Source organism: Chitinophaga varians (assembly GCF_014529945.1).
In the GTDB taxonomy this organism is placed as follows: domain Bacteria; phylum Bacteroidota; class Bacteroidia; order Chitinophagales; family Chitinophagaceae; genus Chitinophaga; species Chitinophaga varians.
In genome coordinates this window covers 287,866-300,365 of record NZ_JACVFB010000001.1, presented here as the reverse complement: position 1 = coordinate 300,365, position 12,500 = coordinate 287,866, and the positions used below count along the sequence as shown (strand labels likewise).

At 47.7% G+C, this 12,500-nt stretch carries 14 protein-coding genes; 5 read left to right on the top strand and 9 right to left on the bottom strand.

Annotated features, from left to right (window positions below):
• Positions 1–24 precede the first annotated feature (24 nt).
• The 3 genes from ICL55_RS01145 to ICL55_RS01135 all read right to left on the bottom strand — a co-directional run bounded on the left by ICL55_RS01145 (position 25) and on the right by ICL55_RS01135 (position 2,569).
• Positions 25–792, bottom strand: a complete 768-nt coding sequence (locus tag ICL55_RS01145; protein ID WP_188094209.1) for a hypothetical protein — start codon at positions 790–792, stop codon at positions 25–27.
• A gap of 123 nt (positions 793–915) precedes the next feature.
• Positions 916–1,695 carry an alpha/beta fold hydrolase gene (locus tag ICL55_RS01140; protein WP_188094208.1) on the bottom strand — a complete coding sequence of 260 codons (780 nt, stop codon included), beginning with the start codon at positions 1,693–1,695 and terminating at the stop codon, positions 916–918.
• 97 nt (positions 1,696–1,792) lie between these two features.
• Positions 1,793–2,569 (bottom strand): nuclear transport factor 2 family protein, encoded by a 777-nt coding sequence (locus tag ICL55_RS01135; protein WP_188094207.1) that lies wholly within the window; start codon positions 2,567–2,569, stop codon positions 1,793–1,795.
• Positions 2,570–2,711: 142 nt separating this feature from the next.
• On the opposite strand from ICL55_RS01135, the gene ICL55_RS01130 reads away from it, so the two are divergent.
• Complete coding sequence (locus ICL55_RS01130) at positions 2,712–3,050, top strand: winged helix-turn-helix transcriptional regulator (RefSeq protein ID WP_188094206.1); 339 nt, start codon at positions 2,712–2,714, stop codon at positions 3,048–3,050.
• A 173-nt stretch (positions 3,051–3,223) separates the two neighbouring features.
• Positions 3,224–3,394: a hypothetical protein gene (locus ICL55_RS01125; RefSeq protein ID WP_188094205.1), complete on the top strand. Its 171-nt coding sequence runs from the start codon at positions 3,224–3,226 to the stop codon at positions 3,392–3,394.
• Positions 3,395–3,457: 63 nt separating this feature from the next.
• Here ICL55_RS01125 and ICL55_RS01120 read toward each other — a convergent pair whose 3' ends face one another.
• A complete protein-coding gene (locus ICL55_RS01120; protein ID WP_188094204.1) occupies positions 3,458–4,639 on the bottom strand; it encodes an exo-beta-N-acetylmuramidase NamZ family protein in 1,182 nt (393 codons plus the stop codon).
• Positions 4,640–4,706: 67 nt separating this feature from the next.
• On the opposite strand from ICL55_RS01120, the gene ICL55_RS01115 reads away from it, so the two are divergent.
• Complete coding sequence (locus ICL55_RS01115; protein WP_188094203.1) at positions 4,707–5,192, top strand: RidA family protein; 486 nt, start codon at positions 4,707–4,709, stop codon at positions 5,190–5,192.
• A 6-nt stretch (positions 5,193–5,198) separates the two neighbouring features.
• On the opposite strand, the gene ICL55_RS01110 is transcribed toward ICL55_RS01115, so the two are convergent.
• From ICL55_RS01110 to ICL55_RS01095, 4 genes are all read right to left on the bottom strand, one after another.
• Entirely contained in the window at positions 5,199–5,867 is a 669-nt protein-coding gene (locus ICL55_RS01110; protein WP_188094202.1) for a hypothetical protein, read from the bottom strand.
• Positions 5,868–5,954: 87 nt separating this feature from the next.
• On the bottom strand, positions 5,955–6,722 hold the full coding sequence (locus tag ICL55_RS01105; protein WP_188094201.1) for a slipin family protein: 768 nt from the start codon (positions 6,720–6,722) through the stop codon (positions 5,955–5,957).
• Between the two features lie 18 nt (positions 6,723–6,740).
• Positions 6,741–7,946 (bottom strand): NfeD family protein, encoded by a 1,206-nt coding sequence (locus ICL55_RS01100; RefSeq protein WP_246496135.1) that lies wholly within the window; start codon positions 7,944–7,946, stop codon positions 6,741–6,743.
• 200 nt (positions 7,947–8,146) lie between these two features.
• Entirely contained in the window at positions 8,147–8,671 is a 525-nt protein-coding gene (locus ICL55_RS01095; protein WP_188094199.1) for a CHRD domain-containing protein, read from the bottom strand.
• A 196-nt stretch (positions 8,672–8,867) separates the two neighbouring features.
• Between ICL55_RS01095 and ICL55_RS01090 the strand changes: the two genes are divergently transcribed.
• The gene (locus tag ICL55_RS01090; protein WP_188094198.1) at positions 8,868–10,976 is read left to right on the top strand and encodes a DUF748 domain-containing protein; all 2,109 of its coding nucleotides are present in this window, start codon (positions 8,868–8,870) and stop codon (positions 10,974–10,976) included.
• Between the two features lie 29 nt (positions 10,977–11,005).
• Here ICL55_RS01090 and ICL55_RS01085 read toward each other — a convergent pair whose 3' ends face one another.
• Entirely contained in the window at positions 11,006–11,380 is a 375-nt protein-coding gene (locus tag ICL55_RS01085) for a winged helix-turn-helix transcriptional regulator (RefSeq protein ID WP_188094197.1), read from the bottom strand.
• Positions 11,381–11,483: 103 nt separating this feature from the next.
• Here ICL55_RS01085 and ICL55_RS01080 point away from each other — a divergent pair, with 103 nt between their 5' ends.
• Complete coding sequence (locus tag ICL55_RS01080; RefSeq protein WP_223151249.1) at positions 11,484–12,461, top strand: NmrA/HSCARG family protein; 978 nt, start codon at positions 11,484–11,486, stop codon at positions 12,459–12,461.
• The last annotated feature ends 39 nt before the right edge of the window (positions 12,462–12,500 follow it).

Here is a 12,500-nt window from a genome sequence, read left to right as displayed (position 1 = left end):
CGGCCCCTTTTTACTAAAACAGGTTTATTGACAGATCGGTAATCCCGGGAAACCAACAGCAGTGCTGTTCATCCCTTTATAGGTACTTGTTTTCAGATCGTACCGTGCATATTGATTACCCTTGAAAATATACAACTGTGGATAACCAGGGATCTGCCAGGTATCAACGTATACCGCGTCAAAGGTAGCAAACGGCACGCCCGCAAAACCATTCACAATATTGTTTACTCCTTTATAGGTGTTTGTCTTCAGGTCGTACAGCGCATACTGTGTACCACTGAAAACATATAATTGCGGCGAACCCGGAATCTGCCAGGTATCTACAAAGGCGGCGTCAATGCTGGAAAACGGTATACCCGGAAATCCATAGGCAATGCTATTCACGCCCTGGTAGGTACTTGATTTCAGATCATAACGGGCATACTGGCTACCGCTGAAAACATACAACAACGGAGAACCCGGCACCTGCCAGGTATCCACAAAAGACGCATCAAAGGTGCTAAAAGGGATCCCGGGGAAACCATAAGACAACTGGTTCGTTCCTAAAGGAGACAACGAAATCAGGTCGTATTTCATGTAGCTGGTACCGTGCGCAACATACATAATAGGAGAACCCGTTTGCCAGGTATCTACAAATGGTGCGCTCAGACACGCTCCGGCAGCGTTCACAACGGCTTTCACGTTGCTAGTCCCGGCCGGCGGCGTCTCCGGTTTGTCGAGATTGTTTTTTTGGCAGGATTGATTCAACAGGGCCATCGTTCCACCCAGGAACAGTACAAATAGTCTTTTCATGTCGTGATTTTTTTGGGACTTGGGTTAATCTATTTTTATTTAAAAAAAGGGACAACGGGATTTACACCTCTTAGGTATAGGACAATGAAAATATGCATTTTTGTACTCTCCTTAAAATAAAAACTATCTCAACTTATCCTCTGACAGAAATGTTTCTACTGCGCTCACATATGCTTCCGGCTCTTCGTACATGGGCGCGTGACCAGAATACTGCATTTCGATAAACTTCGCGTTGGGAATAAGTTTCGCACATTCCCTGCCCTCTTCCGGCGAATTCAGCCCGTCATACTTTCCGCTAATCACCAGTGTTTCCGCGGTAACCTTTCCCAGATCATTCCTGAAATCGAAACCGGCCAATGCTTTGTTGGCAGCGGCAAACTGGTCGGGCGGCAATTCGGTATCAAAGACTTCCATATGTGCTTTCATGGCTGCTGCATCATAGGTGAAATAGCGAAGCAGATAGGCAAAGGTTTCATGTAAATTGAAGCCCTTTATTTCGGCTGCATGTTCAGTCATCAGCCGCTGCACGGAGGATGTCAGACCGTTGGATTTAGGAACGGTGAGCACCAGTTTATCTATCCTCTCTCCGGCAGCAATGGCCACGCCCTGCGCAATATAGGAGCCCATGGATATTCCCAGCAAGGACGTTACAGACAAATTGAAATGGTCCATGATACCTATCACATCATTCACATGATCTTGCAGGGTGTATTGCGCCGGCTTGTCTGACAGTCCATGTCCGCGACAATCCAGGGCGATGGTCATAAATCGGGAAGAGAGCCTGTCGATCAGGGCGGACAAATGTTTGTGCTCACCGCCCACGCCATGAATGAGCATGATCGGATGACCTTCTCCTTTGACAGCTATATTCAGGTTGATTCCGTTAATTGCAGTTAGTGCCATATCATTTTTTAGGGGCATGAAGTTACTATTTTCGCATTTATATTCAACAAGGGATAAAAAAACCTGCGACCAGCGCAGGTTCTATCATTCAGCCGTTTTAAAATTTGCCGTTATCGTTTTTTCGTTTATCCAGTGGCGGTATTTCCTCGATCACATCCCAGTGCTCGATGATCTTGTCGCGCTCTATCCGATATAAATCATAGAAAGCGGCATGTATCCCGTGCAGATATCCCTCACTCAATACCAACACAAAATTTCCTTCCCCCCATACCTGATGGATGGTGTGATACTCCTGTGGCCGTCCTTCTCTTTTCCATTGGTCCAGGACGTTGAAAAATTCTTTCACGCCGTCGCCCATATGTGGATTGTGCTGAATGAGTTCATCATCCTTAAAGTATGTTGCTAGTCGTTCAGTGTGGCCCGCTATCAGTACCTCCTGCACAAAACTGCGCGCGAGTTCCTTGTTGGACGCCGTTTTATGATGATCTATAGCCTTGGTTTTACCATCTGTCATGGTCCTTCCGCTCTTGTTGCGCTGTTGGGGATTGACCTGCAAATTATCCCAATGCTCCACACTCACGCCATTTTCAAAACGGTGGATATCAAAAGCTACTGTTGGTCCGAACAAATAATAATCTACGTGCACGAATCCGATATCCCCATCCTGAAACTTGCGTACCACGTTGGTATATACTTTATCCATCGGCATCTGCTCATGCAGTCCGAGGATGGCCTGCAGCCCGGTAGCTACATGAGGATTATGTTGTTTGTAAGAAGTGGGACTGATTAATCCGATTTCTGCCAGCGTTTCGGTCTCAATGCTGTTTTGTATCGCCTCTGCTTTGTCTCTGTTGGATAATGTTAATAATTCCATATGTCTGCTGTTTAATGCGGTCAAAGGTATGGCTGCCCTGTCCCGCAAAAAATAAGGGTGAAAATTTTGCTATAGTGAAAATTTTGCCCCTATACCCGTTCTCAGACATATCACCTAAATTTGCAGCTATAAGGGTAAAAAGATGTACGAAAAGAAAAATCCAAAAGACCTGAGTTGTGGCATGGGCATGACATTGGAGATTATCGGGGGGAAATGGAAGCCCTGTTTAATCAATTCTATCCATAAGGGAATACACCGGCCCAGCGAGCTGGCCCGGCAAAATCCCGGCGCCAGCAAGCGTGTATTAAGTTTACAGTTAAAGGAACTGGAGGAGCACGGTGTTGTCAGAAAAATCATTTATCCGGAACTGCCGCCGAAAGTGGAGTATTTTCTGACGGAGCTGGGCGAATCACTGCTGCCTATTGTTGAGCTGATGGAAAAATGGGGCGATAATGTTCTGGCGAAGGGGCAGGCTGTTTAAAAGCGTGTAGGCCCATTTTATTGTTTTGGGGTACTATCCCTTTGCCGCCACCAGGTTCCACTTTCGTCGCCTCCATTTAAAGTGATGTACAAAGATTATTACATAACGTATATCCATCAAGTGGTAAATAGTGGCACAGTTCTGGCGGTAATATTCCGACTAAAAATAACTTCATGAAAAAAGTACACCTACTGATAGCTGCTGTAGCCGTCATGCTTTTCACCTCCTGCTATACCGTGCAACCAGCAGGTAATAGCGGCAAGGTACCGCCGGGACAGATGAAAAAAATGACAGGTTCTCAGTCTGCTAAACCTTATGCGCCCGGTCAGCAAAAAAAATACTAGATATCCCGTTTAGACATAAAAGTGATCATTTTTCAGTCCCTGTGTTTACACAGGGACTTTTTTTTAATATAATAAATGCGGGGCGATCTTCTCCCGCCAGTCGCCCGGACCAGTATAACGGCTGATGTCTTTGTCATCTATGCCATCGATCAGCGACGCTGCACCTTCCAGGCCGGTCAGCAGATCGAGATGCCGGGCGCCGGTATGATTAACGTAGGTAGGATAGGAAGCCCACGCAAAAACATCCGGATGGAGCTGTTTGATAAGACGGATCAGCCACCAGCCATAGGCAACCGGCCTGAAGACAGCCGGATCAGTCACGTGCAACATCACACCATGACATTTTTGTCCGGTGTATTTTCCTTCGGCGGGCTGGAAACTCACCGGCCGCGCATATACGCCATTGGAGCATAATGTATTGATGCGTTGCGTTATGAGGGCGCCATCCATCCAGGGGGCGCCTGCCACGCGGAACGGAGTGGCTGTTCCTCTCCCCTCGCTGATATTGGTGGCCTCCAGCAACCCCAGCCCGGGATATAACAAGGCGGACTCAAAACAGGGTATGGCGGGGGAGGTTGGCACAAAAGACGCTCTCCATTGGGGATAGAACAGCGTCCGCTGCCAGTGGTGACAACGAACCACCTCCAACTCAAAAGCGTTTCGTAAAGTTTGACTGCTTCCGGCCGATTTGAAATAAAGTGCCAGTTCACCCAGGGTACAGCTATGCCTGACGGGCATGCGCCATCTGCCAATGAAGCTGCTGCAATGGCTTTCATCCAGCAGCGGCCCTTCTGCCAGGTCCAGCCTGCCGGATAGGGGATTGGGCCTGTCTGCGATCACCAGCGGCTTCCCATGCAGGGCACAGGCTTCCATCACATGGGTCATCGTCCACAGATAGGTATAAAAACGGCAACCGATGTCCGGAACGTCGAACAATAGCAGGTCTATTTCCGCCAGATCTTCCTGATCAGGCGCCAGCTTGTCGCCGTATAGACTTGTCACCGGAAGCCCTGTCAACGGGTCCATCCCGTCCTTCATTTCCGCGCCATCTACGCCGATGGTATCCAATCCATGTTCCGGAGAAAACAGCCGCTTAACCCTGAACCCTGCGGCCAACAACGCCTGTCGAACGGGTTTGAAGTCAACCGTACAGGCAGCATGGTTCGTCACCAACCCAATGCTGCGATCTTTCCACGCAGGTGGATTGGCCAATAATATATCAATACCAGACAACGTCACATTCATAGTGGACTATGCTTTCCATTACTTATATTTATCGTATCATCATAAATATAACCTGAAAGCATTTTATATGACTAAAGTAGCATTAGTATTCTGTTTTATTTCATGTTTATTGGCCAACAGTAACAACAGCAACGCCCAAACACAGCCAACGCAGCCCCTTACCAAAAAGGTAATCACCACTAAAGAAAAGTGGCATTGGGGCAATGCCCAACAACAAAACAACAGTGCCGGATATACGCAGGTAGTCAAAACAGGCAATACCCTTTATATCTCCGGTATCCCTACCAGCGATTTGAGCCCAAAGGGCGTAGCGAAGTTGTACGAAGCCCTGGGAGAATGTTTGAAAGCCTTCGGCGCATCTTCCAAAAATGTGGTAAAAGAAACACTCTACACCACCGATATAGAAGCGATGAAGCAGTGCAACGGTCCAAGAAAAGAATTTTACCAGGGTGACTTTCCCGCAGCCTCCTGGGTACAGGTGAGCAGATTATATGAGCCCAATGCCAAGCTGGAAGTAGATTTAGTTGCGCAGCTCGACGGTAGTAAGGAGTAAAAACCTTTACTTACTATAGTTGTAAGCCTGGACCACCATTTCAATATCCTCCGCCGTGTAGTCGTGGCTGTTAATAAACTCCACAATACCAGGCTTGTCTGCCAGGAAGGCGGTCAACTCCTTTTTGAAAGGCTTCGCTCTCTTAGGGACTTCCTGTACTACCTCACTATTTTTCTTTTTGAGTACGTAGACAGAAGTGGCCTCTCTTTGTGGGTTGCTGCCGATGGAACCGCCGAAACCGGACGCGCCGACGAAGGTGGCACGGGACCTGTTTTTTTCATAATACACCAGGTACAGACACAGCTCTCCACTGATGCGCAGTTCGGCGAAACACTTAGACACTTTCGTGCCAACCAGTTCACCGGGCAATTTTACATTGGAAAGCGTCTGAAAATCGGCCTTGTCACCATCTTCATGAAATCCGATACACTCATCTGCGGTGACGGTTATCGCCTTCGCGGTAAGGGAGTCTTTAAACCGGAAACTGCCGGGGACACGAAAAGTATATTTAATCAACCCGCTTTTCTTTGTAGAATCAGGCAGGTAATAATATCCGGTGCTATAATAGCTTTCCTCATTTTCGAGACTAAAAATTTTCTGTGCAGACACCACATTGCTGCATAATTCCAGAAAAAGGGTCAGGGCACAACATGCTACAACTCTACAAGCGTTCATGGTATAGGTATTGGGCCGCTAAGTTACAATATATCAGGTGTTAAACAGGGAGAGGACACAAATATTTTTTGCCGTCCTATCAACCATTCATTCGGGCTTATTTAAGAAAGGTTTCAGCAGGTCTATCGGTATCGGGAAAATTGTGGTGGAATTTTTCTCCGTCGCAATTTCTCTGAGTGTTTGCAGATAACGTAAGGTGAGCGCGCTGGGTTGTTCACTCAGCACTTTTGCTGCATCTGCCAGGCGCTGGGAGGCCTGGAACTCCCCTTCTGCTGCGATGATCTTGGAACGACGTTCCCTTTCCGCCTCCGCCTGTTTGGCCATGGCCCGTTGCATCTCCTGCGGCAGATCTATCTGCTTCACCTCTACGTTGGAAACTTTTACGCCCCAGGGTTCTGTGTGTTTGTCGATGATCTGCTGCAATTTCATATTAATCTTTTCCCGTTGTGACAGCAGGTCGTCCAGATCTGATTGTCCCAGTACGCTACGCAGCGTGGTCTGCGAAAGCTGCGAGGTGGCTACGAGGTGATTTTCCACCTGTATAACGGCCTTCTCGGGTTGCACCACCCGGAAGTACACCACGGCGTTTACCTTCACGGATACGTTATCCTGCGTGATGACATCCTGAGAAGGTACGTCCATGACCACGGTACGCAGACTTATCTTTACCATTTTATCGATGATGGGGATGAGCAGTATTAATCCCGGCCCGCGTACGCCATCAGGCGCTACCAGTCGCCCCAGACGGAACACCACGCCCCGCTCATATTCCCGCAGGATACGAATCGCGTTTGCCAACAGGATCACCACAAAAAAAACGATGATGATCATCCAGGTTGAATAATATGGTATCATAATATGGGTTGTTTTGTGTCAGGCAACCAGGTGTCCAACGATCAATTTAAAGTTCTTCACAGCGATAACCCGTATCTTTTCTCCTTGCGCTATCTGCCCTTCAACAGACTCCGCTTTCCATATTTCCCCGTGCACCATGATATTTCCTGACGGGTCCAGTTCATCCAGCGCTTCACCGGTTTCGCCCATCATAGCTTCCATACCGGTGGCCGGCTTTGCCCGCTGGGCCCTCAATCCGGCGCCTATAATAAACAGAAAGAAAAGCGTGGTGACCGTTACGGCAGCGATGATCACGCTGAGTGATATCCTGACGGACTGCCACGCGGAGTCAGCATGCACCAGCATGAGAGAACCCAGCAGCAGGGAGATGATACCGCCGATGGTTAACATACCATGACTGACAATTTTTATCTCCAGTACAAAAAGTACAATGGCAAATATAATCAGTGCCAGTCCGGCGTAATTAACAGGAAGCGCCTGCATAGCGTAGAAAGCCACTACCAGCGCTATCACGCCAACAATGCCGGGTAATATGGCGCCTGGGTTATACAGCTCAAACAGTATGCCGTAGAAGCCCAGCAACAGCGTGATATAGATGATATTGGGGTCCGTAAGCAGGGACAATATTCTTTCTGTTGCGTCCATGCGCAGTGTTGTTATCTTCGCATCTTTTGTATGCAACACCCGGATGCCAGCTGAGGTCTTGACACTTCTGCCATCGATACGGCCCAGCAATTCCTGCTGGTTGGTCGCCACCAGGTCTATCACCTTCTTCGCCAGCGCTTCATTTTCAGTAATGGAGAGGCTCTTCCGGACCGATTGCTCCGCCCATTCCAGATTCCGGCTCCGTTGGCTGGCGATGGAACGAATGAAAGCTGCCGCATCATTCGTTGCTTTTTCACTCATCACCGTATCCATGGCCTGTAAGCCCACCGGATGCGCTGCGCCGATGTTGGTGCCGGGCGCCATGGCTGCTATATGCGCCGCCATGGTCACAAAGACGCCTGCAGAGCCGGCATGTGCGCCACCGGGGGCTACATATACCACAACAGGCAGCGGAGACTCCAGCAGATCGTGTACAATGTTCCGGGTAGATTCCAGCAGTCCGCCGGGTGTATTCAGGTAGATAACAAGACAAGTGGCCTTTTCAGCCCGGGCCTTGCTGATACTGTGATGGATAAAGTCGGCGGATACAGGATTGATGCTTCCATCAATCCTTATCATGAATACCGTTTGTGCTATAAGTGTCGATGGAATAAGGAAAAGCAAGGCGAAAAAGATAACAACCTGCTTCATAACAGCGTCAGCATATTACACCTCAAAGTTACGCAATTTCAGGCCTATTTCCTGCTACATAAAACAAGCACCATAAAAGGGGGACGTCTCTTTTTATGTTGATACGTCCCCTTTTTCAATGAAATACATTAATAACCTGGCGTTGGACTGCTGGTCATTTTCGAAGTCACCACCTGCCCTCTTATTTCTCCGTTCGGGAACTTAGCGGTGTGAATGTTTACGTACCAGTTGCCTGACAACAAATCACCTGCCTGCCCGGCGGTAATCACCACCGACCCGGACACGCTACCGGTTGAATCAGTCGGAAAACCTGTAATGCCCACCACCACCGGCGCCGCCACTCCGGCCGCAGCTGGTCCGTGGAAATGCATACCGGTAGGGGCTCCACTGATCATGTTCCAGGTAATTTTATAGGTGAGTTTGTACGTAGCAGGGTCATAGGTGCCGGTTAATGTACCCGTGCCGGTACTGGCATTGGGAGGCGTTTCCTGTCCGCCGGTCAGCGACGCACTAATAGTGTAAGTATTACCATCTCCCGGATTACTATTGTTATAGCTATCATTACACGCAGTCATCCATACAGCTCCGAATAACAAAGAACTGTATGCAAGCATCTGACTTCTCCAGCGCCTGGAAAAAGATATCTTTTTCATAACAGTTTGTTTATAGTTACTACGAGCAATAGATAGGATTTGTTGCCACCTTAACAAGGTTTTAACGGAGAAAAGGCAGAAACCAGCATTTCATGCGCTACAGCAGATAATTCTATGACAAATACCCATCCAGACACACCTATATTCAACAATCAATAACCATCAGGTGTAAAAGGTATATAATGTTGGCAGATTGATGTTAAAATCGCTTAAAATATCCGGAAAATGGCGGATGCTCCTATATGGTGGCGTCGGACTACTCTTTATCCTGGTTATCGCCAATGTTATTATAAACCGGATCGTTCAGCACAAAGTCAGCGAAACATTGCAACATCTTTCTCCCGGATTAAAAGTCAGCTTTTCCGCTATCAACAGTAATGTGCTTACTGCCGTGCTTTCACTGGATAGTGTCATCATAGATTATACACCGGATAGTAGTCAATCCCAACATCAACATATGGTGCGTTTTTCAGCGGTTGAACTTACCGGTATTAGTTTTATGAAGATGTTGTTCCGTCGAACACTTTCCATCAATGATGTACAACTCAGTAAGGTGGAAGTGAATCTGGACGAGTACTTGTTGAAGAAAAAAGACAACTTGGGAAAACAGCTGTTTGATCATACTGCTTTCAACAGTATATCGGTCAATCACTTTACGGTAAACGATCTCCGCATATGGGAAAGTACCAGGTTACTATTAAAGGGAAACATCAGCATAGATGAAATAAACATCAGAAACGTAAAACAACCATTCACTGCTGACAATTTTCATATAGGCGCTGTCAGAGGCAACCTGTCCGACATCAACTATACCCTGCCGAATGCCTATCATACGCTCACGATCAAACAGCTGACAATCGATAGCCGCCAACAAACATTGCAGATCAATTCCATGAAACTGGTACCGCAATACCCCCCATCCGAATTTTTTCAGAAAACCGATAATCAACCGCTATACGTTGCGTTAAATATTGCAGATCTTACCCTGCTACAAGTAGATATGCCGAAATTGTTGGATAAAAAACTGGTGGCCGGTAAAATAACGCTGAACAAATCTGCCTTTAATATTTACTATGAAGTAAGCGGGGCACAACCCACACTGTCGCGGTCCTTTCTCTTTATTGACCTGCAAAAAACACTGTCTGTTATACAAACGGATTTGTTCAGCATGAACCGCTCCTCCATCGCTTACGGGTCTACTACCGGAGACCAATTAAAGCTGAACGGTAATATCGAAACGCATCAACTAAATATCCGGACAACGGATACCCTCTCCGGTCGTCATGATATTCATTTCAAAACGCTCGCCTGTGCATTAAATGATATTCACGCGGTGAGTTCCGGCAGCTATCAGCATCTTCACATAAAGCAGCTGAATATCGATCATAAAGGGACATTACAGGCCACCTCCCTGAAGATCAGCCCGCAATACGACAAATTTGAAGTAGGGAAAAAAGCAGGGCACCAGATAGACGTAGTGGATGCCACCATCTCCGGCATCACGATCACTCAACTGGATATGGCCAGGTTTTTTCGTCAGGAGATAATAGCAGAACAAATATGGATAAAGGAAAGCAATGTCTATATTTTCCGGGACCGGCGGCTACCGCGTCCATCACGGTATAAGCCACTACCTGTGGCGTTTCTGAAGAGCATTCCGACACGTATCCGGGTGCATCAGCTGAAGGTATCATCGTCCACACTGTCCTATGAAGAACTGCCGAAAGACGGACCACAAACAGGCCTACTGAAGGTAGAAAAACTACAGGCCTCCCTGTCTCCGTTGATCAACCACCCCTCCCCATCCGATCCTGATCATATGGACCTGCGCATGGAAGGGTCGCTGATGGGGTCAGGCACCGTTAAAACAACCGTTTATTTACCCTTCGCCGCCGGCAAAGATTATTATGTCAGCGGAGCGTTTGATAACCTGGACCTAACCACTTTAAATTCAGCGGCGGAAAACCTTGGTCACTTTCATATCGAATCCGGGTTGCTGAATAATTTAACCTTTCAATTCAGCCTGAATGATGAAAAGTCGACGGGAAAAGTAGTAGGGTCGTATCATCAGCTGGTGGTGGAAAAATTAAAGGGGGCCTCAAAAAAGGTAGCCGGGTTCCCCACCTTCATGCTGAAGCATGTGATCATTCCCAAAAACAAAGATGCATCGCTGCCGGTAGCCCGTCGTACAGGGGCTATAGACTATAAGTTTGACCACACCCGTTCGCTGTCTTTCTATTTTTTGAAATCGTTACTGTCGGGTATAGATGCCAGTTTCACCTTTGGGTTTCTGCTGCCGAAGTAGGTTTTGGAAATACTATATAACGTGCACGGCTATCCGGCAGTAATGAATTCGCCTTTTTCCTTTACAGCCTGATTTCCCCAGGCAGTAATCGCTTCCAAAACAGGGATGAAGGTCTTACCAAAGTCAGTCAGGCTGTAGACCACTTTAATAGGTGGTTTTTTACCGTACACTTTCCTCGCAACGAGGCCGTCTTTCTCCAACTGCTTCAATTGCAGGCTCAGGGTCATCTCCGTTGCGGAAGGCATCTCTTTACGGAGCTCGTTGTATCTTTTAGGTTCCTCCTTTAAATGATACAGAATAACCGCCTTCCATTTTCCGCCCACCAAATCCATGGTTAAACTGACGGTACAAGGGTAAAGCTTGCCATTTAACTTTATATGATCACCGATACACTCTGTCTTCATACGATCTTTTTTACACCTATCTGTTTTGATAGTTATTGCAAATGTATCCAACTAAAAATAGTTTTGCAACTATAATTTTTATAGTCCTTAAAAACAGCAGTATATGACAACCAATACAGCCACCAACAACACTATCATACAATCAGACAAACCCCTTATTACCATCGTTGGCATTTTAGGTAAACAGGGCCTGAGTGCCGCCCGTACCCTGCTGGCGTCCGGGAAATTCCGGGTGCGCGGCATTACACGCCGTATTGACTCCCCGGAAGCGCAGCTCCTGTCCCAACAGGGCGTAGAGCTGGTGAGCATCCCGCTGGCGCTCGGGCACCAGGAAGCTTTTGTGAAGGCATTCCGGGGCTCCGACGGCGTTTTCCTGATGACACCCAACATCGCCCCGCCAGCGACCCATGAGTTCGAACTGGGCAGACAGTTGGCAGATGCACTGGTAGAAGCGCAGGTACCGCACGTAGTGTTCAGCAGTCTGGAAAATGTCCATGCGCTTACCCATGGGAAAAAGTTCGCCCCACATTTTACCGACAAGGCTAACGTAGAAGCCTATATCCGCACACTGCCCATTAAAAGCTCATTTATCTACATGGCCTTCTTTTATACGAACCTCATGGAGTTTTATACGCCGACCTTAAAAGGTGATACGCTCGTATTTCCCATCTATTTGCCCAGGGACTTCCGCGCGCCATTCGTGGATCCGCTGACCGCCACCGGTCCGGCGGTATTAGAGATTTTCTCCAACCCGGACCAGTATGCGGGACAGTCGCTGCCTGTTGTAGGCGATATCATCTCCCCACAGGAAATGGTGGACACCTTCACCAAAGTAACCGGTAAAAAAGCCGTGTATAGTTCAGCGTATTCCCGGGAGGAGCTGCTGCATCACTTCCCCGCATTCAGTGCAAACGAGCTGTTGGTACAGGAACTCACCGGGATGGTGGAATATGCGGTAGAATATGGATATTTCAGACACGATCGCGACTTAACATGGAGCAGAAAAATAAATCCGGGCATCCTGAACTGGGAACAATTCCTGAGCAACACCGGATGGGAAGGACAAAAACTTTCGTATTGAGTCCTATCCTGCATTTATTCCTACGAAACAGCATCAAAC